This is a genomic window from Nostoc sp. GT001 (assembly GCF_030382115.1).
GTDB lineage: Bacteria > Cyanobacteriota > Cyanobacteriia > Cyanobacteriales > Nostocaceae > Nostoc.
This window is the reverse complement of the sequence record NZ_JAUDRJ010000003.1, coordinates 5,998,809-6,023,054: the sequence shown is the minus strand read 5'-3', so window position 1 is coordinate 6,023,054 and position 24,246 is coordinate 5,998,809. Positions and strand designations below refer to the sequence as shown.

At 42.7% G+C, this 24,246-nt stretch carries 22 protein-coding genes; 12 read left to right on the top strand and 10 right to left on the bottom strand.

Going from position 1 to position 24,246, the window contains the following annotated elements; all coding sequences use genetic code 11:
- Positions 1-111: 111 nt before the first annotated feature.
- The 3 genes from QUD05_RS28235 to trmB form a co-directional block, all read right to left on the bottom strand.
- Positions 112-549: a nitrogen fixation protein gene (locus QUD05_RS28235; RefSeq protein ID WP_289798960.1), complete on the bottom strand. Its 438-nt coding sequence runs from the start codon at positions 547-549 to the stop codon at positions 112-114.
- 161 nt (positions 550-710) lie between these two features.
- Positions 711-941, bottom strand: coding sequence for a hypothetical protein (locus tag QUD05_RS28230; RefSeq protein WP_289798959.1), 231 nt, complete (start codon positions 939-941; stop codon positions 711-713).
- A 761-nt stretch (positions 942-1,702) separates the two neighbouring features.
- On the bottom strand, positions 1,703-2,356 hold the full coding sequence (gene trmB / locus QUD05_RS28225; RefSeq protein ID WP_289798958.1) for a tRNA (guanosine(46)-N7)-methyltransferase TrmB: 654 nt from the start codon (positions 2,354-2,356) through the stop codon (positions 1,703-1,705).
- 398 nt (positions 2,357-2,754) lie between these two features.
- Between trmB and QUD05_RS28220 the strand changes: the two genes are divergently transcribed.
- The 3 genes from QUD05_RS28220 to QUD05_RS28210 all read left to right on the top strand — a co-directional run bounded on the left by QUD05_RS28220 (position 2,755) and on the right by QUD05_RS28210 (position 4,977).
- Positions 2,755-3,483, top strand: coding sequence for a MotA/TolQ/ExbB proton channel family protein (locus QUD05_RS28220; RefSeq protein ID WP_289798957.1), 729 nt, complete (start codon positions 2,755-2,757; stop codon positions 3,481-3,483).
- Positions 3,484-3,525: 42 nt separating this feature from the next.
- The gene (locus QUD05_RS28215; RefSeq protein ID WP_289798956.1) at positions 3,526-4,218 is read left to right on the top strand and encodes an ExbD/TolR family protein; all 693 of its coding nucleotides are present in this window, start codon (positions 3,526-3,528) and stop codon (positions 4,216-4,218) included.
- Positions 4,219-4,614: 396 nt separating this feature from the next.
- On the top strand, positions 4,615-4,977 hold the full coding sequence (locus QUD05_RS28210; protein WP_289798955.1) for a phage holin family protein: 363 nt from the start codon (positions 4,615-4,617) through the stop codon (positions 4,975-4,977).
- A gap of 75 nt (positions 4,978-5,052) precedes the next feature.
- On the opposite strand, the gene psb29 is transcribed toward QUD05_RS28210, so the two are convergent.
- The gene (gene psb29, locus QUD05_RS28205; protein WP_289798954.1) at positions 5,053-5,760 is read right to left on the bottom strand and encodes a photosystem II biogenesis protein Psp29; all 708 of its coding nucleotides are present in this window, start codon (positions 5,758-5,760) and stop codon (positions 5,053-5,055) included.
- 209 nt (positions 5,761-5,969) lie between these two features.
- Here psb29 and QUD05_RS28200 point away from each other — a divergent pair, with 209 nt between their 5' ends.
- A complete protein-coding gene (locus QUD05_RS28200; RefSeq protein ID WP_289798953.1) occupies positions 5,970-6,566 on the top strand; it encodes a chromophore lyase CpcT/CpeT in 597 nt (198 codons plus the stop codon).
- An 85-nt stretch (positions 6,567-6,651) separates the two neighbouring features.
- Here the strand turns inward: QUD05_RS28200 and QUD05_RS28195 are convergent, their stop codons facing one another.
- Together QUD05_RS28195 and hemF are read right to left on the bottom strand one after the other, a co-directional pair.
- The gene (locus QUD05_RS28195; protein WP_094351701.1) at positions 6,652-7,020 is read right to left on the bottom strand and encodes an STAS domain-containing protein; all 369 of its coding nucleotides are present in this window, start codon (positions 7,018-7,020) and stop codon (positions 6,652-6,654) included.
- A 252-nt stretch (positions 7,021-7,272) separates the two neighbouring features.
- A complete protein-coding gene (gene hemF / locus QUD05_RS28190; RefSeq protein ID WP_289798952.1) occupies positions 7,273-8,313 on the bottom strand; it encodes an oxygen-dependent coproporphyrinogen oxidase in 1,041 nt (346 codons plus the stop codon).
- Between the two features lie 599 nt (positions 8,314-8,912).
- Here hemF and QUD05_RS28185 point away from each other — a divergent pair.
- The 8 genes from QUD05_RS28185 (at position 8,913) to QUD05_RS28150 (ending at position 18,650) form a co-directional block, all read left to right on the top strand.
- A complete protein-coding gene (locus tag QUD05_RS28185; protein WP_289798951.1) occupies positions 8,913-9,437 on the top strand; it encodes an SRPBCC family protein in 525 nt (174 codons plus the stop codon).
- A gap of 242 nt (positions 9,438-9,679) precedes the next feature.
- Positions 9,680-10,750: an Mrp/NBP35 family ATP-binding protein gene (locus QUD05_RS28180; RefSeq protein ID WP_289798950.1), complete on the top strand. Its 1,071-nt coding sequence runs from the start codon at positions 9,680-9,682 to the stop codon at positions 10,748-10,750.
- 160 nt (positions 10,751-10,910) lie between these two features.
- The gene (rodA, locus tag QUD05_RS28175; RefSeq protein ID WP_289798949.1) at positions 10,911-12,224 is read left to right on the top strand and encodes a rod shape-determining protein RodA; all 1,314 of its coding nucleotides are present in this window, start codon (positions 10,911-10,913) and stop codon (positions 12,222-12,224) included.
- A gap of 160 nt (positions 12,225-12,384) precedes the next feature.
- A complete protein-coding gene (locus QUD05_RS28170; RefSeq protein WP_094351697.1) occupies positions 12,385-12,582 on the top strand; it encodes an NAD(P)H dehydrogenase subunit NdhS in 198 nt (65 codons plus the stop codon).
- Positions 12,583-12,702: 120 nt separating this feature from the next.
- The gene (locus tag QUD05_RS28165) at positions 12,703-13,359 is read left to right on the top strand and encodes an HAS-barrel domain-containing protein (RefSeq protein ID WP_094351696.1); all 657 of its coding nucleotides are present in this window, start codon (positions 12,703-12,705) and stop codon (positions 13,357-13,359) included.
- A gap of 148 nt (positions 13,360-13,507) precedes the next feature.
- Entirely contained in the window at positions 13,508-15,646 is a 2,139-nt protein-coding gene (locus QUD05_RS28160) for a cation:proton antiporter domain-containing protein (protein ID WP_289798948.1), read from the top strand.
- Between the two features lie 513 nt (positions 15,647-16,159).
- The gene (locus QUD05_RS28155; protein WP_289798947.1) at positions 16,160-17,110 is read left to right on the top strand and encodes a UDP-glucuronic acid decarboxylase family protein; all 951 of its coding nucleotides are present in this window, start codon (positions 16,160-16,162) and stop codon (positions 17,108-17,110) included.
- A gap of 148 nt (positions 17,111-17,258) precedes the next feature.
- Positions 17,259-18,650: a UDP-glucose dehydrogenase family protein gene (locus QUD05_RS28150; protein WP_289798946.1), complete on the top strand. Its 1,392-nt coding sequence runs from the start codon at positions 17,259-17,261 to the stop codon at positions 18,648-18,650.
- Between the two features lie 171 nt (positions 18,651-18,821).
- Here the strand turns inward: QUD05_RS28150 and QUD05_RS28145 are convergent, their stop codons facing one another.
- The 4 genes from QUD05_RS28145 to QUD05_RS28130 form a co-directional block, all read right to left on the bottom strand.
- The gene (locus QUD05_RS28145; protein ID WP_289798945.1) at positions 18,822-19,616 is read right to left on the bottom strand and encodes an LmeA family phospholipid-binding protein; all 795 of its coding nucleotides are present in this window, start codon (positions 19,614-19,616) and stop codon (positions 18,822-18,824) included.
- A gap of 649 nt (positions 19,617-20,265) precedes the next feature.
- On the bottom strand, positions 20,266-20,571 hold the full coding sequence (locus tag QUD05_RS28140; RefSeq protein ID WP_109007959.1) for a small RNA NsiR4-regulated ssr1528 family protein: 306 nt from the start codon (positions 20,569-20,571) through the stop codon (positions 20,266-20,268).
- A 207-nt stretch (positions 20,572-20,778) separates the two neighbouring features.
- On the bottom strand, positions 20,779-21,033 hold the full coding sequence (locus QUD05_RS28135; protein ID WP_289798944.1) for a hypothetical protein: 255 nt from the start codon (positions 21,031-21,033) through the stop codon (positions 20,779-20,781).
- A gap of 72 nt (positions 21,034-21,105) precedes the next feature.
- Positions 21,106-24,207: a phosphoenolpyruvate carboxylase gene (locus tag QUD05_RS28130; RefSeq protein WP_289798943.1), complete on the bottom strand. Its 3,102-nt coding sequence runs from the start codon at positions 24,205-24,207 to the stop codon at positions 21,106-21,108.
- Positions 24,208-24,246: the final 39 nt, after the last annotated feature.

The window sequence follows — 24,246 nt, the reverse complement described above, 5'->3', positions numbered from 1 at the left end:
TTGAGTTTATAATCAAAGCTCTTTAAACATTTAGCTTTTGTGTTTATCTAATATGAAAATTCTCCTCATTAATCAATAAGTTTTTTGAAAAATATTGAACTTTGATTTGTTCTAATCAGATATTGGTGCCGCTACCTTAACTGCTAACTCAGATGCATTGTAGTTATCTGTAATAACTTGCGGACAACGCATACAAGCGGCTCTACCTTCTTGTTGCCACCACCGACAATTTCGGCGTATGGAACAGGGGGATAGTTCTTCTGCTACTACAGGTAACTTTTCTACAATTCGCATCGCTAGACGGCAATCTTGTCCATCAAAATGCTGACAACCTTTAGTAGCGCAAGGTGCTGCCATTCGAAAAATTTCCGCAGGTGTAATTGGACTAGCTTTTGCTATTAGTTCATCTGTGATAGGTTGGGGCTTTTTGAGATAAGCTACACGGGGTTCTGTTACTGTCCCAACGACTACGCCAAAGACAACACTATCCCAAGATTCGGGCCTAGCACTGGGACAGAGTGTAGTTTTATCCACAACAATGTCTTCCATCAATTGAGCCTCCAGTGGAGATAATATTTATGAATACAACGTCTCATACCATTTCTTTGTGAGGCTGCGCCAAATTTTCTTTCTTCTTTGTGTCCTTTGCGCCCTTCTCTAACGAGATGCTGCGCGAATGCGGTTCGTTCCTCATATAGTTTGGCGCATCTTCATACAGAATTGGTATCAGTTGGATTGGGTGCTATGATTCCTATAGTAGTAAGAATAAAAGGTGCTAATACTCCACCTGCAACGTTTTTTGCTTCTTCGTCAGACATAGATAAAAAAGCTTCTTCTGAATTCAAAACTTCGTTCCGACGTGTCACAGCATTTTTCACAGCATCATCAATCAAATCGCTAATCTCAATTTGACTGTTATACTTTCTTTCTTTCGCTTTCATCTTGATTTTCCTCTAATTTTTGACTAGTGATTATTTTTAGGCAATTATTATATTTATTAGTGTAATTGCCTATAGCGATTCTCGGTTGAGTGAGGTACAAGAACCCCACCCTCAACCCCTCCCCGCAAGCGAGCTATCCATTAGTCACATCTTTCTTTACAATCTTGAAACCTATGCTCTATAGCCGTCTTAGACACTGAAGAGTTAGGCATACTTGACAAATTCGCTTTTAATATTGTCGCTAAAACTGCGTTTTTATTGAGAATAAACAACGAACCAATAAGGGTTATAAAAGCCTGAGTCAATACTCTCACAAATGTTAAGAAAGATCCGGGTAATGGATAGGCAAGCGAGGAGGGGGCTAAGATGTACCTCATGTGATTAGGAAACGCTATAATATACCTTTATGTTAAAAACAAATAAAGCTAATTACTCTATTTTTTAGAACTTGAATAAGACAGAAATAAAACTTTTATGTCCCTAAAAAACGATAAATTTTGAGTTATTCTTATTTTATGTAGGGGGACATATAAGTTCCTCAAGCTGTAAACTCTTACATACCAATTAAACTTTCATATCATATTTCAGGCAATTTCAACCATTAACTAAAACATTTATGTCCCGAAAATATTGCCAACTGACAGAAAATATCTAATGTTTAAGTTGACTCTATATAAACTTAAAAAAAGATAGAAACTCTAAAATCTCAAGATAACAAGCCATATTGGCCATGGCGCTAGACTATCGCTCTAAGGCTATCACTACTCCTCATTCGCAACTTCTTGCTTGACAAACAAAGCTCGATAAACAGGCTCACCCTTTTTTTGCGTGCCTACTTCCCGTTCTGTGGGGACTGGTAGTGGATTTTCAGCGAACCATTCTCCTGTACCAACTTTCTGGTAAGCTGGATGAGCGGCAAAGCGATCGCGCATTTCTACAGCTACAAATTCCATATCTGATTGCAAAAATACCAACCCCCCAACCGCAAGATACTTAGCTAAGTCTGCCACTAGTTCTGGTTGCACTACACGACGTTTAGCGTGGCGGGTTTTAAACCAAGGATCGGGAAATTGAATAGTAACGCGTTGTAAACTTCCTGGAGGCAGGGAAGATAAAAGTGAGTGCAGTGAGTTATTCACATTGCAAAATAAATAGTGCAGGTTGGTTAAACCTAATTCAGAACGTAACTTATTCGCCTCCACCACCAGCGGTTCCCGAATTTCCAAGCCGAGAAAATTCCAGTTGGGTTCTATCTTGGCCATATTCAACAAAAACAGGCCCTTCGCGCAGCCAATATCTAAATGTAGTGGTTGATTTGGCTTTGCATAAATTTTTTCCAAGTCTTGGGGACTTGCTGGTGTTTGATACTTTTTACCAAGTGGATTAACATGCTGGCGGACTCGGACTGCTGCCAAAATTTGTTCTCCTTAACGTGAAAATATCCTGTGGTGAAATTTCAGGTTATATCAATTCAAAAAATGTTTGCGACCAAACACCCACCCTCACTGACACGCACCCTCCCCGAAGCCTTGGAGAGGGTTGGAGAGGGTCTTATCTATGTATCGCATTGTTTTTTCAAATTGGTATTACAAGGAAGTCTAGCAAAAGTATGCCAAAAATTATCGGTCTATCATTCAATTGCCTACCTAGCAGCAAGTTTGTACAACAGTATCATTCAAATACGTCATTTTTGCACTGTTTTTTTAGGTTTTCGAGAAATTTATATTTTGGAAGTCCCTCATTTTGCATTAATCTCTAGAATTAAAATGCTTTAACACATTTGCTCTAATCGTGGAGGGAGGAAACTTAAACAGTGGATATTTTAGATTTGTTTTATAAGGGTGGGTCAGCAATGTGGCCTTTGCTAATTCTCTCGATTCTGGCGTTGAGTGTCATTTTCGAGCGTATATGGTTCTGGTTGCGAATTTTGACTCAGGAAAAGCAAATAGTCGATCGCATCCTGGATGCTGCCCAGGATAATTGGGAAGTAGCTGCGGACATTGCAAGACAAGCAAACCATCAACCTGTTGGGCGCTTTCTCTACGCCCCTCTACGTTTTGCGAAAAGTGATGCGGAAACCTTTCGACTAGCACTGGAGGCTACGGCAGAAGACGAATTAGCCGGGATGCGGCGGGGCGAAAAACTTTTAGAAGCCGTGATTGCTCTAGCGCCGTTACTAGGATTGTTGGGAACAGTTTTGGGTTTAATCCACTCTCTGCGTTCAATTCGGATTGGCGATTTGGGAACTGAATCTACTGCTGGGGTGACTACTGGTATTGGTGAATCCTTAATTAGTACGGCAAGTGGGCTAATAGTCGCCATTATTAGTTTGGTATTTTACCGCCTATTTCAAAGTTTTGTAGTCAACCAAGTCAAAGTTTTTCGGAAAGCAGGGAATGAAATGGAATTGCTCTATCGCCAGTCTCCTCCTGACTTTAGCAATAGGACATCAGCAATTGTGCCAGAAAATTTCACTCCACCCCGCAAGCCAGTAAAAACTAGGTTGCCTGAACCTCCTGAACCCCCAAATACACCTAATTAAGAGTCAATAATTCAACCCCTGAACCAGGCTTGAGAGTGAGACATGAAAGTTAATCTACATACTCCAATTGAAGAAGTCCAAATTCAAATCATCCCTTTAATTGATGTCGTTTTTTGTATCCTGACATTTTTTTTATTAGCGGCTTTACAATTTACACGGCAACAGGCAATAAATGTTGATTTGCCTAAAGCCAGCCCCAGTACAGTCTCTGGAATAACATCACAGAGTGGAAGTGTGATTGTTACCATCGATGCTGTGGGTAATACTTACATAGAAAAACAGCCTGTAAAACAGGAAGATTTGAGACAGAGTTTAAAACAGTATCTGCAAGCAAACCCTAATGCCGTTGTCGTGCTGAATGCTTCGCGCACCGCAACTTACAATGATGTGATTGAGACATTGGATTTGCTACGACAAGTAGGGGGCGATCGCGTTTCTTTGGGAATTATTCCTGGCCCATCTCAACCATCCATAAACTCGCCTAACGAGCCTGCTGTCCCCTCTTTTCCAATCAATCCTGGTGCTGCGCCACTTCCAGGCATCAATCCCGAAGGGAATATTACCCCAAAATTCCCCTTAGCACCTAATTCTGTACCCTTTCCTAGCATCACTCAGCCTCCAACTGGGCAAGGCATCAGTCCTATCAATCCTGGTATTTCTCCTGTAGTTCCTAACTCAACAGCGCCTCAAGCGCCTGTAGCACCCAAACAAACTCAACCTCCTCTTAAAAGATGAGATAGAGGGGCATGGGGCATGGGGCATAGGGCAATAATTAATAGTTCTTCTCCCCCTGCCTCCCCTGCCTCCCCTGCTCCTCTGCTCCCCTGTTTCCTCATCCACCACTCCCCACTTCCCCTGCAAGCTTTTTCCCAAACCTAAAGATATCTAGAATAAATCTTGGCTAGATAAAAAAAAGCTGCTAATTTACAAATAATTGGTTGAGCTTTAAATATTTTTTCACCTATAGACTGAGCAATTTATCACCAATTACCATCCACATTTCATACCAAATTGGGGAAGGATGTCCAAATAGGTTAACAGATTGAAAAGCACTTGTATCAAGCGTCTTTCAGTGTGTCCTAGTTACGAATTACGAATTACGAATTACTAATTAGTATCAGGGGTTGTGGCATGAATATCGTGACGCTTTTAATTGTTTGGGTCGTAACCGCTATCAGCTTGTTGATAATTAGTAAGTTGCCTTTGGGAGTTGAAATTGATACTCCTGGTAAAGCGTTTCTTTCTGCCGCAGTGCTTGGTATCGTGACGGCAATAGTCAGACCGATTTTAAGCCTCATTTTTGCAGTACCAAACCTACTCACTTTGGACTTATTATCCGGCATTTTCACATTTATGATTGCCGTGGTTTGTTTTAGTATTGCTGCTTGGTTAGTAGAGGGCTTTCGCTTGCGCTACGGAATTTGGAGTGCTGTTATTGGGGCGTTTACGCTGACTATAATTAACAGCTTAATCTACAAAATATTGGGCGTCTAAAGCTAAGAGTTAGGAGTTAGGAGTTATTAACAATTCCTCACTCATAACTCCTAACTCATCACTGCCAAATTCTAACTATTCGTTGGAACTTGGGGGAGCAAGTGGGGTAGTTGATTGTTGTTTACGTTGGTCGCGTTTTTTGCGATCGGCTGAGAGTATATCTGCCATCACTACTAGCGCTTGCGCCATTTTATCTAGGTTAGAACGGTATAACTCCAAATCCTTGTTGAGTTTGTCATCAGAAAGATGCAAGCCAGCAGCGATCGCTTTTAGCGCCTCAGTGAGTTGCTTTTCATCTTTGACTAATTCGGGATCTGACTGTTCTAATAACGAAAATACACCAATTGCGAACAAACGGTTGTATTTAAAGTTAGGATTATTGGCGATTGCTTGTAGGGTTGCTTGCAAGTCAGCATCTCTATCTAAGTAAGTAGTTTGGTCCAGCCACCCAATTAAATCTTTGACTGGCAAACCTTTAGCTACAGTTTGCAATCTCTGGGCATCCTGTCGATATTGTTGCGGATCTTTTTCTATAGCCTGACATAAGGCGTTAAAAATTGATTCTTGATCCCGTTCTGGTTGATAGCCTTCCATGAAGCGATCAAAAGTAGTGACGACACCCAAGGCATAAATTGGATTGTAGCTAAAATCGATATTTACTGACAGCAGATGCATTTCCACCATCAATTCTTCTACTACCCGACGATAAATAGTGTTGATCGGACGGGTGTGAAGATTGTAGAAAGTTCGCTTTGTATCAGAGACTGTACGGACGTTATTCACAAAGAAAAAAGAAATGTTAAGGGCGACGTATCTTTATTTTCTCGCTTAAAGGCTACTTTGCCAAGTTGAGCTTTTTGCGGGTGATGGTTTCATTTACAATATATACATATTAGAAGTATTTTATAAACTGATAGCTACAGGAGATCAGACCTTTTCTCTTAAAAAACTAGCCAAAAATTATTATCCTTAATGATTTATTTTTTGTATTTATGAACTTATCGCCAAAGTTAATTGCTTTAGGTGAGTACTTAGCTGGTAAATTTGATAATCGGGAACAAGCCATAGCAGAACCAGTTTGGTATGTCCACCTGTGCCTGTGGCAAAGACCAGTTAATCTGTTCGCAGAAGATAGTATCACCTTATTTGCCGAACAGGCTAACGTTATTACCTTAGATCAACCTTATCGCCAGCGAATTATCCGGTTGCGTCAAAGCAGCGACTCTGACGCAACGGTGGAAGTTCAATATTATATGCCTCAAGATCCAGGTGCATTAAAAGGCGCAGGTGATAATCCTGCTCTACTAAACACACTGACATCCGAACAATTAGATTTACTACCAGGTTGTATCCTAACAGTTACTCAGGAGAAACTAGCTGGCGATCGCTATAATTTTACCGCTACCCCACTACCAGAGAGTCATTGTAGCTTTACTTATCTTGGCAATAGTATCCATGTTTCTTTAGGTTTTGCAGCTACAGCGACAGAATTTCACAGCTACGACAAAGGAATTGATCCCGCAACTGGAAAAGCAACCTGGGGAGCTATTATGGGGCCTTATCGCTACACCAAGCGGAATCAGTATTGAATAACATAAAGTTATGAGTTATGAGTTATGAGTTATGAATTTTGAATCAACTCCTCACTCCTCACTCTTAACTTCTAACTGTTTTTTAGCTGGCAATGCTACGAGGTACACCTTCTAAAGCTTCCTCTTCTGTTTCAAAGATTTCAAAAACAGTATCCATCATCGTCACTTCAAACACGAGTTTGGCTTCTGGGTGTACATTACAGATGCGGAAACTGCCCTTGACTTTATCAGCATCACGCATTCCAGCTACCAAAGATGTAAGACCAGAACTATCAATAAAATTTACCTGAGCCAGATTTACAACTACATGGCGACTGAGTTTGGAAATACACTCTTGTAACTTCAGGCGAAATTGCCAAGCCGTGGTGATATCCAGACGGCCTGATGGTGTCAAGACGATAACGGTGTTTCCGTCTTGGGTTGTATAAGTTTTTTGGTCTATATGAATCACTAAAGCCCTCCCCGTGGCATTCCTTTTAAGATTAACTAGTGACAGAATTTTCTAATGCTGTCACTTGAGATTAACAAGCTATAGCTAAATTTGTCACCTTTTTCAGGTAAGTGCTTAACTTTAGTAGTTATAACTCACCAAAATAGTGGGGAGTGGGAAAGATGAGGGAGATGAGTGAGATGAGGGAGTTGGGGGAGATGAGGATAAATTATCATAACTCCTCACTCCTAACTCTTAACTCAGCACTCAGCACTATTTAGGTGTCCAGTTAATCCAATCTTGAGGTTTGAGGAAAGTTTCATACAACTCGGCTTCAGGGGAATTGGGTTCCGGTTGATAGCCGTATTCCCAGCGCACTAAGGGAGGTAGGGACATGAGAATTGATTCGGTGCGTCCATTGGTTTGCAGACCAAAAATAGTGCCTCGGTCATAAACCAAGTTAAATTCTACATAACGTCCCCGGCGGTAGAGTTGAAAATTGCGTTGGCGATCGCTATACTCTATCCCATTGCGCCGTTCTACAATTGGTACGTAGGCTGGTAAAAATGCTTTACCACAGTCTTGCACAAAAGCAAACAAATCTTCCCAATTGCGGGTTGCTGGTGTTCCCACCTGGTTGCTATAAATAGCCGCTTCTCCATTGGGATTTGGCCCGCGGTATAAAGCACCCCGACCATCTTGGTAATCAAAAAATAGACCACCGACACCCCGTGTCTCATCACGATGCTTGAGGTAGAAATATTCATCACACCACTTCTTAAACACTGGGTAATACTCTGGGTGGTGTTGGTCGCAAGCCTGTTTTAACGTTTTGTGTAAATGTGCCGCATCTTCAGCAAAGGGGTAATAAGGTGTCAAGTCTAAACCACCACCAAACCACCACACTGGCCCCGCTTCAAAGTAGCGATAATTGAGATGAACTGTGGGCACATAAGGATTACGAGGATGTAATACCATTGAAGTGCCTGTGGCATAAAAGCCATGCCCTGCGGCTTCAGGGCGTTGGGTTAAAATTGAGGGTGGCAAATGGGAACCCTGAACTTCAGAAAAGTTTACACCTGCTTGTTCAAATATTGCACCATCTCGCAGCACGCGCGATCGCCCTCCCCCTCCTTCTGGGCGTTCCCAACTATCTTCATTAAATTTAGCCACACCATCTAGTTTTGCCAATGATTCGGTAATTTCGTCTTGCAGTTGTTTCATAAACTGACTGACCCTAGTCTGGGCATCAGGTGCTGGCAAAGACTTTGATGATTCTGCTTCTACAGTTGGTGTTTGCGAGTTGGTCAACATAGATTCCCGAACCTAAATTACAATTTCCAGAAAGCCACAAATTTTTCATTTTAAAATTTGGGGGAAACAAGCGCCAACAATCTAGCTCTATTTGCCCAACCCGCTTTTTCTTCCTGGGTTAAGCATTTATTCGATTGATGGGCATCACTAGAGTTATTTTCCCTCAAATGCGTATAGGCTTGTATATTGAATTAATTTTTTTTGAAATTCTTAATTGGAATATTCTGGTATAAAGACTAAATTTTAGACTTAAGCTTGAATTATCAAGGATTTGACTGGTCTACTCAAGACTTTTTTGCCATATTGCTGATGTCGGCTGTTTGGGTCTGTATTGAATCGAGGCTTGCTATGTTTAGGGCATTTTTGAGAAAGTTTTAATTTAATGTGATCTCGACAAGTCTTATTTGACCTCTCCTCCAGCCCCTCTCCGACGCGGAGAGGAGAGCAAAAAACGGAATTTTTCTTGCTCCTCCCTTTCCGAAACGGAAAGAGAGGCTGGGAGGGAGAGGTTCATCGAACTCACGTTAATTTAGCAGTTGAACGTAATTGCACACCATACCAGAGTTACCAGAAAGTATCTAGGGAGGAGGATTAGGAAAATGCAAGGTTGGTTATCCAAATTCATCCACCGCAAACGTCGTCGGTTTTGCGCTTCTCTGGTGTGGACATATCGAGAGATTAGTTCTGCTTCTGTAGATGAACTGTGGCAAAAAGTGGTTGACTTAACAGATGTTTCCTGGCATCCACAACTTAAGAGTACTAATGTTCCTCACGGATTAGTACCCAAACCAGGATTAATTTTTCAAGCTGTAACACGCTTTTCGCCGATACCCATCAGAATTTTTGTGGAACGCGTCAATCCCAGAGAGATGTTGAGTATCCGAGTGATGGCGATTCCTGGAATAGAGGAACGGGTAACTTACCAAGTAGAGTCAACGGTTTGTGGTACTTGTTTGTCTTATTCTGTAACTCTACGGGGTTGGTTATCGCCCCTAGTTTGGTCTTTATCCCGTCCTTATGCAGACCGCGTTGCACGCTCTTTAGTCGAGGCCGTAGAAAAGACGGCATTACCAGCGGTATCTGGTAATAAAAAATCTCTTAATGACAGTTGTTTTGATTTTTAGGTACAGGGGAGCAGGGGAGAAGAGGTTTCCCCTCAGCAAGAGTGGCAGCGTGCCCTTCTGTCTCTTTTAAATGCCCATGACCAAAGAAAGTTAAGATTCTATTAGGTAATAATGCTATTTGCTAAGTTTTGTCACGGCAGTAACAGTGATAAAACTTAGCTGACCTTACTTAAGAAGGCATCCAGTTAATAGCTAAGATATTCCCCCCAAGTGTATTTATTCTTTTTGAATTTTGAATTTTTATGTACGATGTCCTCGATTCCCGCTCTGTTTTAGAAGTTTTGCGACCAGTGGAAGACCCAGAACTCCGCAAAAGTCTGGTAGAACTGAATATGATTCGCAACGTAAAAATTGATGGTGGTAAGGTTAGTTTCACTTTAGTGTTAACCACCCCTGCCTGTCCTTTACGTGAATTTATTGTCGAAGACTGTCAGAAAGCTGTCAAAAAACTCCCAGGCGTGACAGATGTCAGTATAGAAGTGACGGCAGAAACACCACAACAAAAAAGTTTACCTGATCGCACTGGTATTTCTGGAGTGAAAAATATTATTGCTGTTTCCAGCGGTAAAGGTGGCGTTGGTAAAAGTACGGTGGCGGTGAATGTCGCAGTGGCTCTAGCTCAAACTGGGGCGAAAGTCGGTTTGCTAGATGCTGATATTTACGGCCCCAATGACCCCACCATGCTGGGTCTGGCTGATGCCCAAATTGTTGTGCGTTCTACTGAAACCGGTGAGATCCTGGAACCTGCTTTTAATCACGGCGTCAAATTAGTTTCGATGGGCTTTTTGATTGACCGAGATCAACCAGTAATTTGNGCGGGGCCTATGCTCAATGGTGTAATTCGCCAGTTTCTCTATCAAGTGCAATGGGGAGAACTGGATTATCTGATTGTAGATATGCCACCAGGAACCGGAGATGCTCAGTTAACTTTAACCCAAGCAGTACCGATGGCAGGGGCAGTAATTGTCACCACACCGCAAAACGTAGCTCTGTTAGATTCTCGCAAGGGATTGCGGATGTTCCAGCAGATGAATGTTCCGGTATTGGGGATCGTGGAAAATATGAGCTATTTTATCCCCCCCGATCAACCAGATAAGCAATATGATATCTTTGGTTCCGGTGGTGGCTCCAAAACAGCTGCGGAATTGGGAGTGCCACTGTTGGGGTGCGTACCGCTAGAAATTTCCACGCGAGTTGGTGGTGATAGCGGTGTACCAATAGTTGTTGGCGACCCAGATTCAGCTTCAGCAAAAGCATTAACAGCGATCGCTCTTACCATTGCTGGTAAAGTATCAGTTGCTGCCCTGACATAATTATAAATTTTAATTTCTATCTACTTCCTGGGCTATGGCTTGGGAATACTAGAAATTGGGTGTTAGGGATTAGAGAAGTTGGGGAAGAATAAATATTGATTATTGACTAATTCTCAAACTCCAATCCCCAACAATTAAAGCTAAAGTCTAAACTGGCACAATGTTGTTAAAACGATCGCTCCCCAAAATTCGCTGGAAGTCTTGGGTTAAGCCCTGGCAGCATGTAGATTGGCTACTTTTTTGTTTGCCGATTGCTGTCAGTATATTTGGCGGCCTGATGATTCTCAGTACGGAACTGAAGCAGCCAGTAACTGACTGGTGGTGGCACTGGATGGTAGCGGGTATCGGCGTGCTTATAGCCCTGTTTTTATCTCGCATCCGTTACGAACTTTTGATGCAGTGGCACTGGGTAACTTATGCAATAACGAACTTCAGCTTAATCATAGTGATGATTGCTGGTAGTAGCGCCAAAGGGGCACAGCGGTGGATTCCTATTGCTGGTTTCAATGTCCAACCCTCAGAATTTGCCAAAGTCGGCATGATCATCACCTTAGCTGCTTTGCTACACAGGCGCACTGCTTCTACTCTCGAAGGTGTTTTCCGTGTTCTGGCAATCACCGCTGTACCTTGGGGATTAATATTTTTACAGCCAGATTTAGCAACATCAATGGTTTTTTGTGCGATCGTCTTAGGAATGCTTTACTGGGCAAATGCTAACCCAGGCTGGTTAATTCTGATGATTTCTCCGGTGGTTGCCGCCATTTTGTTTAGTATCTCTTGGCCTTTATCAGCACCAATAGTTTTATTTAAAGAACTATCTTTTGGCCCATTAGGGATAGTTTGGTCAGTTGCGATGGCTATTGTGGGCTGGCAAACTCTTCCCTGGCGTCGATTTGGTTTAGGTGCTATCGGTGCATGGACTCTCAATATCCTGGGTGGTGAATTAGGAGTCTTCGCCTGGAAGCATATTTTGAAAGAGTATCAAAAAGACCGACTAACTGTATTCATGAATCCCGATCACGATCCACTCGGTGCTGGATATCACTTAATCCAATCTCGCATTGCTATTGGTGCTGGTGAAATCTGGGGATGGGGTCTGTTCAAGGTGCCCATGACACAACTGAATTTTGTACCAGAACAGCATACAGACTTTATTTTCTCCGCAGTGGGCGAAGAATTTGGTTTTGTCGGTTGTTTAGTAGTGCTGTTTGTCTTCTGCTTAATTTGCTTCCGTCTACTGCATGTTGCCCAAACCGCCAAAGATAACTTTGGTTCCTTGTTGGCTATTGGCGTTTTGTCCATGATTGTGTTTCGCTTGATTGTCAACATTGGTATGACTGTTGGTTTAGCACCTGTGGCAGGAATTCCCCTACCTTGGATGAGTTATGGGCGTTCTGCGATGCTGACTAACTTCATTTCCTTGGGAATAGTAGAATCGGTAGCAAATTTTCGCCAAAGACAGAAGTATTATTGATTCGTCATTAGTCATTAGTCCTACCCTGTGGGTTCGCCTTTGGCGTTCTCGTAGAGTAGCCGCTGGCGCGTCTATGTCCTTTGCTAATGACCAATGACTAATGACAAATGACTATTAACAAGTATTAAGCTATTAAAAGGAAACAAGCGAGGCTAAAAAAATGATTCTGCCTGGAGCAACTGTTCGCGTCAAGAATCCCGCAGATACCTATTATCGCTACGAAGGACTCGTCCAACGGGTGAGTGACGGCAAAGTAGCCGTATTATTTGAAGGTGGTAACTGGGATAAATTAGTTACCTTCCGCCTGAGCGAATTGGAACTCGTAGAAACCACCGCCGGACGTAAAAAAGCCAAATAAGACTTAGTTAGGAGTGAGAAGTTAGGAGTTAGGAGTTATTATTCCTCAACTCCTAACTCCTAACTCTTAACTCTTAACTCAGCACTGGCTCAACGCCCCGCTATCGCTAACAGCACTCTCATGCGCCTCCCCCTACCACAGTTTGCCACTGGCGATCGCCATCCGAACCACATTGCGGAGGTGATTGAAACTACTAGTACCGAATTTTTAGCTCAGTGTTTAGAGCCAGAAGATTTAAGCTTTCCCTCCATGCCACCTTTTGGTAGTTGGGTCTGTTCTGTAGATGAAGAATCTGGCAATCAAATTTATGCTGTAGTTTATTATGCCACAACTATGCCCATAGATTCCGTACACCGGGCGAGAGCATTAGGGTTATCCTTGCAAGACTTACGGGAGGAACAACCTCAAATATTTGCCATGCTCCGTACAGAATTCCGGGCTGCGATCGTGGGATTTGAACTATCTTCGCAAAATCAAAGTTATAACCAAAGAGTATATCAGTATCTTCCACCCCGTCCCCCACAAATTCATCAAGCTGTTTATCGATGTGAACCAGAAGCTATCATTAAATTTACTGAAGAACTAGATTTTTTACGGACACTGCTGTGTATAAATGGTGCGCCAATCGAGTCTTTAGCCGCAGCTGCCATTCGAGATGTATACCAGTTACGCAAAGCTGACCGACAATGGCTAATTAAAGCTGGACGTAGCTTAAGTGTGCTACTAAAAGACGACTACGATCGCTTACGGTTCATTTTGAGTCAAATCCACCCGTAGGTAGTTAATTCTTAAATAATCGCTTAGTTAGTGTAAATTAAGAAGATTTTTGATTTTTCGTCAGGTGGCTTCTCTATTTATTCATATTGATCGGGCGATCGCCGCCAAGGTAATCGCTGTTTTACCATAGCCCCTTCAATTCCTATATATGGAACTAATATCACAAGTTCTTGTTCTGGAACCAACTTCCCAAGTTCTTGGCAAAGAACCAATTGTTCCCTTTGCTATTTTGCTGGTGGTCATCTTAGTTATACCCATCATGTTTGAGCGGCTAAGATTACCAGGATTAGTGGGTTTGGTTTTCTCAGGACTGGTACTTGGACCCTCCGGTTGGAATCTTTTTCAGTCTGACTCACCGATGATTAACCTACTATCAGACATTGGGTTAATTTATTTGCTGTTTGTCGCTGGGCTAGAAATTGATTTAGAACAGTTTCGCCGGAAAAAAAGTCGTGCCTTTGGGTTTGCTAGCTTTACTTTCTGTGTACCCCTACTCATGGGAACCTTAGTAGGGCTGATTTTAGGCTATGGCTGGAATACTTCAATCTTAATTGGCTCTTTATTCGCTTCCTATACCCTTTTGGCATACCCCATAATCAGCCGTTTGGGAGTGATAAACAACGAAGCTGTTACTGTCACCATTGGAGCTACGATTTTTACAAACATTGGTGCAGTACTAATATTAGCCATTTGTGTAGCGGTCTCTCATACTGGTGCATTCAGCTTTGCGAAACTACTCACTTTGTCTGGTTGGTTAATTATTTACTCTGTGGCCGTTGTGACAGGCTTTGATTGGGCAGGCAAAGAATTTTTCAAACGGTCTGGAGACGATGAAGGAAACAAGTTTTTGTTTGTGTTGATTTCTGTATTTCTGGCAGCTGTGGGCGCTCAATTGATTGGGGTAGAAAAAATTGTTGGTGCTTTTTTAGCGGGTTTGGCGGTGAATGAAGCGGTGGGTGAAGGCCCAGTCAAAGAAAAGGTGTTATTTATTGGCAGTGTGCTGTTCATTCCCATTTTCTTTGTTGATCTTGGCTTGCTGATCGATTTACCCGCCTTTGTGAATAATCTGAACACGCTCAAGTTAACCCTGTTGCTCGTAGTTGGTTTGATTATCAGTAAATTGATCGCAGCTTTGTTGACAAAACTGGTTTACCGCTATAAGTGGCAAGAAATGCTAACGATGTGGTCGCTGTCACTTCCCCAGGTTGGTACAACGTTAGCAGCAACGTTAGTGGGATATCAGGCTGGGTTGCTGCCACTGGAAGTATTACACAGTGTGATTGTCTTAATGCTTGTCACATCAACCTTGGGGCCGTTGATCACCAGTCGAATAGCTGTTGGTTTGAATTCCCCACCAGATGAAGATCCAGCACCACCCCTAGCTGAGGAAAACACATCAGAAACAGACAGTGCTTTTACTATAGTCGTACCTATATATAATCCTCAGACACAGCAGTATTTGATTGAAATGGCAGCGTTATTAGCACGTCAGTCTCATGGCAAAATTATACCCCTGGCGATCGCAGCAGCAGCTGCTCACATGGATGCGCCCCAGTTAGAAGCGTCTCTACAACGGAGTGAGTGGTTGTTGAATAAAGCCACGACACAAAGTCGAGCCTTGGGCGTAGCCGCAGAACCAATGCTGCGAATCGATGATGCCTTTGCTCAAGGAATTAGCAGAGCGGCTCGCGAACAAAAGGCTAATTTAATCGTGATGGGTTGGGGTAAACGGACTGGGTTACGAGCGCGTTTATTTGGGAATGTGATTGATGGTGTGCTTTGGGCATCTCATTGTCCAGTAGCAGTGACACGTTTAGTAGAATCACCGAAAAAAATTCAGCGGATCTTAGTACCAATAGAAAATTTAACAGCACCGATATTACAACCTGTACAATTTGCTCAGATGCTAGCCGAGGCAAATCAGAGCCACATTACTGTGCTGAATGTGTGCGATCGCCGCACTAGTTCTAGTAAAATTGCTTGGAGGCGATCGCATCTCTCACTACTGGTATCTAAATTGGCTTTGGCCAATGCCCCAGAAATTCAAATTATTGCTCACGAAAATGTTGCCCAAGCAATTTTGCAGGCAGCAAGATTATATGATTTAGTAATTTTACCTTTTATACGTAATCGTACCAGTCCCGGAGGGTTAGCGATTAGCGATGTCACAACCCAGCTAGCCAGACAACTCACCTGCTCAATTATCATGCTTGGAGAACCGCAACGCACTCAAAGCACAAATTTAATTCTGTCTACTACGGTTAGCAGCATTACATCTGCTGTATGATGTAAGGCGGAATACAGTTCAAGTAAGTGGACTTGGGCTGCGTTAGCGTAGTCCGCACTTCTCTTACGAGACGCTGCGCGAACGACAAGCTCAGTGACCGCCGGAGGCATCAAATTTCCAAAAATATTGGCAATAAATGAATCGGCTGTAGGGATTTACATCTGTATTATTTGCATATATTTGTAGCGCGAGTGTCAACCCGATCTCGACTAATTTTTTGTATCCAATTAAAAACTCAATAGCCGTAAAAATACTTTATATTTTTGAAGATTTGATAAAGATAGGCTGAACAACAAACAATTTTTAAACAATTTTTGTTATTTTGCTAATTAAATTCTTAAGAAAACAGGTAAAAATATAACAAAACTACAACCGTGAAAAAATAAGTAAGTTCAACAACAATTTTTGATTGAGCCTTGTTCTTTTTTTTGTTTTGTATTTTTGTACCCAAGGTGGGTAATCTAAAAGTAAGTGCAATAGCTACTGAAAATATTTGTAAGTAACTGGGAAACTATGAGAATTTTGGTGACGGGCGGTGCTGGGTTTATTGGTTCCCATCTCATCGACCGACTAATGGCTGCTGGGCATGAAATAATATGCTTGGATAATTTTTACACTGGTCATAAACGCAACATTTTGAAATGGTTAGGCCATCCGTACTTTGAATTGATCCGTCACGATATTACCGAACCAATTCGGTTAGAAGTGGATCAAATTTATCATTTAGCTTGTCCTGCTTCACCAGTACATTACCAGTACAACCCAGTTAAAACTGTTAAAACTAACGTGATGGGAACACTGAATATGTTGGGGCTAGCTAAACGTGTGAAAGCACGGTTTTTCCTAGCTTCCACTAGTGAAGTATACGGAGATCCAGAAGTTCATCCTCAAACTGAAGAGTATAGAGGTAGCGTCAATCCCATTGGAATACGTTCATGCTATGACGAAGGTAAAAGAATTGCTGAGACTCTAGCATTTGATTACTACAGGCAAAATAAAGTTGATATTCGAGTTGTGCGAATATTCAACACCTACAGGCCGAGAATGTTAGAAAATGATGGTCGGGTAGTGAGCAACTTTATAGTTCAAGCCTTGCAGGGTAATCCTTTAACCGTATACGGTGATGGTTCGCAAACTCGTAGTTTCTGCTACGTTTCCGATTTAGTAGAAGGATTCATCCGCCTAATGAATAGCGACTACATTGGCCCAATGAACCTGGGTAATCCTGGTGAATACACGATTTTACAATTGGCACAAACAGTGCAAAATATGATCAATCCAGACGCGCAGATTAAATTCGAGGCACTACCTTCGGACGATCCCCGACGTCGCCAGCCTGATATCACAAAGGCAAAAACTTGGTTAAATTGGGAACCTACTATTCCTCTGGAAGAGGGTTTAAAACTAACAATAGAAGATTTTCGCGATCGCATTCAAAGCGATGTCAATAATTCAACCACCTGAGTGGCGTCTAGTGTCGCTCTGAATTTTTATGCAGGCTAATCCCATCGGTAGCTAGTATATTTAGTTGCTGAGTTTTCCCAAATGTGTAAGTGTAAAATTGATAACTTCTTTTTGAAGATTAAGCCCAAATAAGTGAGGAGTTAAATAAATGCGTGTTTGCGTTATTGGTACTGGTTACGTTGGTTTAGTTACAGGTGCTTGCTTGGCTCATATTGGGCATGATGTAATTTGCGTAGACAACAACGAAGAAAAAGTTAAGTTAATGAAGTCTGGGCAGTCTCCAATTTTTGAGCCAGGACTCTCAGAAATTATGCAGTCTGCCATTCAAACAGAGAAGATTCATTTTACTAGCGATCTTGCTGCTGGAGTTTCCCACGGAGAAATTCTGTTTATTGCTGTGGGAACGCCACCTTTACCCACTGGTGAAAGTGATACTCGTTACGTCGAAGCTGTAGCCCGTGGGATTGGAGAAAACCTCAACGGTGGTTATAAAGTCATAGTGAATAAATCTACAGTACCCATTGGCTCAGGTGACTGGGTGCGGATGCTTGTTCTAGATGGTGTTGCAGAGCGGCAGAAAACACTGATACCCGCGGGTGGAGTGCCAAGTGATGAGAAATTACCTGAATTTGTAGCCGAGTTTGATGTAGTCAGCAATCCAGAGTTTTTGCGCGAAGGCTCGGCAGTTCACGACACCTTTAACCCTGATCGCATCGTACTAGGAGGCAATAGCCAAAGAGCAGTAGCCTTAATGCAACAACTGTATGCCCCGATTGTAGAACGCAAGTACGCTGAAGATCAATCTTTACCCCCAGTGCCAATTCTGGCAACAGACCTGAGTTCGGCAGAGATGATCAAATACGCTGCGAATGCCTTTTTAGCCACTAAGATTAGTTTTATTAACGAAGTTGCTAATATTTGCGATCGCGTCGGTGCTGATGTCACCCAAGTAGCCAAAGGTATCGGTCTAGATTCACGCATTGGTAACAAGTTTTTACAAGCTGGTATTGGTTGGGGTGGTTCTTGTTTTCCCAAAGATGTCTCAGCTCTGATTCACACTGCTGATGACTATGGTTATGAAGCCCAGCTACTAAAATCCGCTGTCAGTGTCAACGAACGTCAGCGGTTGATTGCTTTGGAAAAACTCCAACAAGTTCTGAAAATTCTCAAAGGCAAAACAGTCGGACTACTCGGACTGACCTTCAAACCCGATACCGACGACTTGCGAGACGCCCCAGCACTCATCCTAATTGAGCAGCTAAACAGACTTGGAGCCAAAGTCAAGGCCTACGACCCCATTATCTCCCAAACAGGTATGCGTCATGGTCTTTCTGGGGTGTTAGTAGAAACCGATGCTGAAAGACTAGCCGATGGCTGTGATGCTTTAGTACTCGTCACCGAATGGCAGCAGTTCAGCACTCTGGATTATGTGAAGATGGCAAAACTGATGGCCCACCCCGTTATCATCGATGGTCGTAACTTCCTCGACCCCGAAGCAATGATACGCGCTGGATTTCAATATGTAGGCGTGGGAAGATAAAAAGTTAGGAATTAGGAGTGATAAATAAAAATTAATTACAATCTATAATTAACAACTCCTAACTCCTTTCAAAATCAAAACCTAAAGATTTAAATTACCGCCTAAATGATTTTAGGCGGTATTTAATTTGTTTAAATCACTCTACTTTAATTTGTTGCCTATAATTTTGGATTAAGGACTATTTGGAATACGTTCAATTTCAGCATATCCACTGAAAATAATTTTTTTACCTTCAGTTTCTAATCGGTTGAGGCGCATTTTCACTCCATCAAGGTCAAAACGATCCAAATCGACCATATTATCTAAAATTTCTACCAGCGCTACGCTCAAGGTTTGTGAGATTTCCCGTTGTGCTTCTGGCACTTGGTCAAGTTGAATTTTCGGATCTTTGAAAGAAACTCGCCGCCGTCTTTCAATACCTACAGTTAAAATCATGCTCAAGGGTACGAGTTCGCCATTGTTTAAATCTGCTTTTGCTACAAGCTGTAAGCGATTTTCTGGCAATAGCTGTACCTGAACATCTGTAAAGGAGACTGGTTCACCGCCAGATAATTCTGTCAGTGATGGTACGGTGAGGTTAAGCAGGCGCTTTTTCACCAGTTCCGCATTAAAGGCTTGGTTTATGCCTGCTTCTGATAATATGACTTGAGCGATCGCTTGAGTGGGCTGTTTAAGGCTAAGTTTTCCACTTAAAACCGAGCCGAAGTCAATGGCCACCGCATCAGTTTCAAACGACATCTCCTCAACCGCGAAATCTCTCCGAATCACCAAGCCACGACCGCTCATTTTGAAGCTATCAATGCTGCCTTGCAAGAGCTTGCTGGAGGGGTAGCAGCGCACAAAGACTTCTACTGACTCGCTTTGAGTAAACAGGTGGCGAATCGTTTGGCTGGCGACTGTGTTGAGCATTCGCTCTCCCCAATCTGTGCTTTTAGGATCTTGTAAACCAGTAAGTCCGCCGAACATGTGGTTTTGGGTCTCTAGAAGTTCTTTGTACTTTTGTAACAAATCGTGAAGAATACAGCAAGCGATCCCGTGATTAATTGTACTGATGGATAGGCGTAGGATAGCTGATGGTTGACGAGATGACGTATTAAATATTACTAATTAAACTTAGTAGGAAGAAAGTCGCAGCATTCATGACACTAGTAATCATACGCTAAAGTTTTATGTAGTAATGGGTTGAGAGTAAACACCCCACTTTTGGGTGTTAAGTGCGACTTTTAAGCAAGCTGCGTAGGCGCAGCCCGCACTTCTCTACGAGACGCTGCGCGAACGGCTGCGCTCAGTGACCGTCGTAGACATCGCTTGTCCAATAAATATATAGCTAGCGATCGCTCCACAGTTTTTATAATCTTAAATTCATTAATAAAGTTATTACAATTGGATGATTATATACCAGTGACGCTAGTCTAGATTGGTCATAATCGCGCACTCCGAGCCAGAGAAAATAGTTTTAAAAGTTATTGGCGGGATGCTTGGGTAAAAATGAATTTTGCTTGGGAGCGAATAAAACCAGAAAGATATCAGTGCGAAGGAGTGTCAGAGTTTGTCGCCAGACATCGCTAAAGTATCTTATTTCAACGAACTCCTAACTCCTAACTCCTAACTTTATTTATTTACCACTATAAAAAAAGGCAATTTCTTTTTCTTTTAGAGGTGCAAAACCAGCATCTACGAGTAATTGGTCGAGTTCTGCTTGGGGAATGTGTTTTGCACCAATCCGCACAATACGCGATCGCATGGTATTAGATACACCACTGCGCTGTCTATTGGCTTCTAGCGCCATAACTTTACCATAAAGTTCTAGCTTGGCAGGTGGAATAGGAGAACCATCAAAATCAATTCCCTGTGCGATCGCTTCGTCAATCGCATCAGCTCCTGTAGTAGTCTGATTCCCTGGGTTAGTTTCGGTAGGCATGTTGATTTTCTCTTCTTCGCTATGGGTAGATTTTACCAGCCTTGCTGACACCAAAGCTGCCAACCTTCAAACTCACCGAAACACTTCTGAGTGCTGAGTAACGTTAGCGGATAGCTAAGGTTTAGCCCGTGCTGAGTAAAAAAGTAATCATCGTATTCAACGTTTTAACTATAGGGTAACTCAGTACTCAGCACTCCTAAAGTTAGACTAATCACGAGCTTGTCGCGTCACCACACCACCAACAAACGCCCCTAATATAGTTCCTGTCCATAGTCCTGTTGTACTACCTTGCCACATTGCACCTGGTGTCATCCAAGCATTGCACATCTCCTTTAAACCCCAAGGTTGGTTCTGGCACTTTTGGCTATGCAGCATCATGGTGATTTGCCCACTGGTGTAAGCGCTCAAAAAACCTGATGACAGTGCCAAGAAAGTGCAAATTAAAATTCTGTTTTTTGTCATTTGTCATTTGTCATTGGTCATTGGTCATTATGCCCTATGCCCAATGCCCAATTCCCAATGCCCCATTCCCAATCAACCTGTATTTCTCATCCCGGCTGCAATACCATTAATAGTTAACAATGCTCCTCGCAGTAACTCGCCTTTGCTATAACGAGAATGAATTACTCCAGAAGTAGCAGTAGAATTTTGGGACTGCCGTAGACGCTTGAGTAGTGAAACTTGGATAAATCCCAAGGGGACAATTGTGCCATTACGTAACTGCACAGATCGTTGCAATACCGGATCGCCATCTAATAGTCGATTGTGATCGGTGATTTTTAACACCAAATCTCTTGTCAGATAGAACTCGCTAGCAATTTGGTCAAACACCTTGTCAAAGCGAACTTGATCTTCTGGTTTTGACAGTTCTTGGACATAGTGGTGTGCCATTTGCATATCTACTTTTGCCAAAGTCATCTCGGCTTTAGAAATCACCATCTTGAAAAAGGGCCACTTAACATAAAAGTAGCGTAGCAATTTCAAGTGTTCTTCTGGTTCTGCGTTCAGGAATTCTTGTAATGCTGTGCCAACGCCATACCACGAAGGAAGTAAAAAGCGAGTTTGCGTCCAGCTAAATACCCAAGGAATAGCTCGCAGACTGCTTAAATCTTTCTTACCAGATGGACGGCGTGCGGGACGGGAACTAATTTGCAGTTGGCTAATTTCTTCAATGGGAGTTACTTCGTGAAAGAAATCAACAAAATCAGGCTGTTCGTAAATTAAAGCACGATAATGTTGGCGCGATCGCGCTGCTAATTCTTCCATAATCTCATTCCAGGGTTCAATATCATCAAACCCTGTTCGCAGCAGACTAGCTTGAATCACGGCAGTGGTGATGGTTTCCATGTGGTACAAAGCCAAGTCCAACAAGGAATATTTGGAAGCTAAAACTTCTCCTTGTTCGGTAATCTTGATTCGCCCATTGATACTATGACCTGGTTGAGCCAAAATAGCTTCGTAAGCGGGACCGCCACCTCGTCCCACAGAACCGCCGCGTCCGTGGAAAATCCGCAAACTTACATCATAGTTTTCTGCTATTTGTTGCAGTGATTTTTGGGCTTTATGAATTTCCCAGTTGCTGCTTAAAAAACCAGAGTCTTTGTTGCTGTCAGAATACCCCAGCATGACTTCTTGCAAGTTTGTGGGAAGCGGGGAGGAAGCAGGGGAGCAGGGGAGCAGGGGAGCAGGGGAAGTAGGGGAGGATGAGTTTTCATCCACAACACTCTCTGCTTTTGTCTGTTCGTAGCCATCGGCTAACAAAGCGCGATATAACGGCAGTTCAAACAGGTTCCGCATCACGCTTCTGGAGCGTTGTAAATCTTCTACTGTCTCAAATAGGGGGACTACTTGAATAGTTCCGACGGCAATGGCGGGGTCAAAAAGTCTGGCTTCTTTGGCTAACAGTAGTACTTCCAGCACGTCGCTCACGTCGCGACACATGCTGATAATGTAAGTTTGGCAGATGTTGAGACCAAATTCTTGTTGCAGCGATCGCACGACGCGAAAGGTTTCAATTACATCGTTGGTTTTTTCCGAAAATGGCAATTCTGCCGGAATTAATGGCCTGCGGGTTTGCAGTTCTCCTGTGAGCCAAGCAACTCTTTGCTCCTCGGATAGTTCGTTGTAAGGTTGAGGTAATATTTGCAGGTATTCCAGTATTTCATTGAGCGCATCGGCGTGGCGAGATGATTCTTGGCGGATATCTAACTGTGTCAAGTTAAAGCCAAAAATTTCTACCTGACAGATGAGATTTTCTAATTCTCGACAACTTAAACCTGTTTCTGTCAAGTTCCGCTGAATCATTCGCAGCTCTGCTAAAAAATCGGCTCCCGAACGATACAGAGGGCTATCTTGATTTGTTGGCGTTTCCCGATTGTACAAAGCGAGATTGCGATCGCGAGTATTTTCCAATCGTTTCAGCACATAAGCCAGTTTGAGCCGATAGGGTTCTTGTCGATAACGTAGCGCCAGCGCGTCGTAGACTTCGCTCAACTGGGATTGATCTAATTCTAGAGATTCCAGTAAGTCTGGTAAAACATCACTCCAATGCATCGACACACTCAACAATTCAATCAGATTTTTCACTGACTGAATATATCTACCCAGCACCATTTTGCGCTGATAGCAAGCCGTTTTCCAGGTAATTTCAGGTGTAACTGATGGGTTTCCATCTCTGTCTGAGCCTACCCAGGAGCCAAAAGAGCAAAAGTTTTTACTCGGTGGTTCTAGCCAAGGAAAGGTATTGGATAGAGTATGTTTGAAACGTTTATACAGTTGCGGAATGCCATCAAATAAAACTTCTTGGAAGTAGTGCAGGGCATAATCTACTTCATCTAGCACTGTGGGTTTGAACTGGTGAAGTTCGTCTGTACGCCACCATAGGCGAATCTCTTCGAGCAATTGTTCGCGCACATCTATTGCTTCCCAAGGATATGCTCCTGGTGTGCTACCAGAGTGGTTTTCCAAGGTATCCAGTTTTTGCAAAAGTTGTACCACCTGTCGCTGCTTATCGCGGATGGTATGACGAACAATTTCTGTTGGATGCGCTGTAAAAACTAACCGCACATCCAGATGTGCAATTAGACGTTGAATTTGCTGGGGTGGGACATTCAGTTTGAATAAATAGGGAAACAAGGCAGCAAAAGTACCTTTTGGTTTGACTTGCGCCTTTTCGAGATAATTCTTTTTGAGGAAGTCTGCTGCTATTCCCTTGCTAACAGGCGCGTCATCTTCTCTTTGATTAGAGGAATAGTTAACATTGGACAGTGTTTCCGGCTCTATTTCCTCTGTATCTGCTTCATAGCGGCTCAATTGCTGCCGTTGTTCGTATTCCTGCTCTATGATGTTAATCAACTGAAAATATAGAGCAAAAGCACGAGCCGCACGAATTGCTTCGTTGATATTTAGTTGTTCAATTAATTTGACGGCTGAGGATGCTTGGTCATTTGTTGCTTGTCCTTCTGGCGAACATAGATCGCGTAACTGACGCAACAAGTCCACCATATTTTGACCACATTCTTGCCGGAGAACTGACTCCCACAATTCTTCCACTACCTGGAGACGATGGCGCAAAAATAATTCCGACACCGGGTATATATCAGCAGTTTGAGACGAAGAGTATAAAAGGGAACCCATATTCTCTATTCTTGTAAAGCTAATTACTGTTTACGGTTC

Excerpts from the sequence above, each read along its gene's own strand:
- QUD05_RS28235 (WP_289798960.1), bottom strand. The coding sequence starts at position 549 with ATGGAAGACATTGTTGTGGATAAAACTACACTCTGTCCCAGTGCTAGG.
- QUD05_RS28230 (WP_289798959.1), bottom strand. The coding sequence starts at position 941 with ATGAAAGCGAAAGAAAGAAAGTATAACAGTCAAATTGAGATTAGCGAT.
- QUD05_RS28215 (WP_289798956.1), top strand. The coding sequence starts at position 3,526 with ATGAAAGTTAATCTACATACTCCAATTGAAGAAGTCCAAATTCAAATC.
- QUD05_RS28210 (WP_289798955.1), top strand. The coding sequence starts at position 4,615 with ATGAATATCGTGACGCTTTTAATTGTTTGGGTCGTAACCGCTATCAGC.
- QUD05_RS28200 (WP_289798953.1), top strand. The coding sequence starts at position 5,970 with ATGAACTTATCGCCAAAGTTAATTGCTTTAGGTGAGTACTTAGCTGGT.
- hemF (WP_289798952.1), bottom strand. The coding sequence starts at position 8,313 with ATGTTGACCAACTCGCAAACACCAACTGTAGAAGCAGAATCATCAAAG.
- QUD05_RS28185 (WP_289798951.1), top strand. The coding sequence starts at position 8,913 with ATGCAAGGTTGGTTATCCAAATTCATCCACCGCAAACGTCGTCGGTTT.
- rodA (WP_289798949.1), top strand. The coding sequence starts at position 10,911 with ATGTTGTTAAAACGATCGCTCCCCAAAATTCGCTGGAAGTCTTGGGTT.
- QUD05_RS28170 (WP_094351697.1), top strand. The coding sequence starts at position 12,385 with ATGATTCTGCCTGGAGCAACTGTTCGCGTCAAGAATCCCGCAGATACC.
- QUD05_RS28165 (WP_094351696.1), top strand. The coding sequence starts at position 12,703 with ATGCGCCTCCCCCTACCACAGTTTGCCACTGGCGATCGCCATCCGAAC.
- QUD05_RS28160 (WP_289798948.1), top strand. The coding sequence starts at position 13,508 with ATGGAACTAATATCACAAGTTCTTGTTCTGGAACCAACTTCCCAAGTT.
- QUD05_RS28155 (WP_289798947.1), top strand. The coding sequence starts at position 16,160 with ATGAGAATTTTGGTGACGGGCGGTGCTGGGTTTATTGGTTCCCATCTC.
- QUD05_RS28150 (WP_289798946.1), top strand. The coding sequence starts at position 17,259 with ATGCGTGTTTGCGTTATTGGTACTGGTTACGTTGGTTTAGTTACAGGT.
- QUD05_RS28145 (WP_289798945.1), bottom strand. The coding sequence starts at position 19,616 with ATGTTCGGCGGACTTACTGGTTTACAAGATCCTAAAAGCACAGATTGG.
- QUD05_RS28140 (WP_109007959.1), bottom strand. The coding sequence starts at position 20,571 with ATGCCTACCGAAACTAACCCAGGGAATCAGACTACTACAGGAGCTGAT.
- QUD05_RS28135 (WP_289798944.1), bottom strand. The coding sequence starts at position 21,033 with ATGACAAAAAACAGAATTTTAATTTGCACTTTCTTGGCACTGTCATCA.
- QUD05_RS28130 (WP_289798943.1), bottom strand. The coding sequence starts at position 24,207 with ATGGGTTCCCTTTTATACTCTTCGTCTCAAACTGCTGATATATACCCG.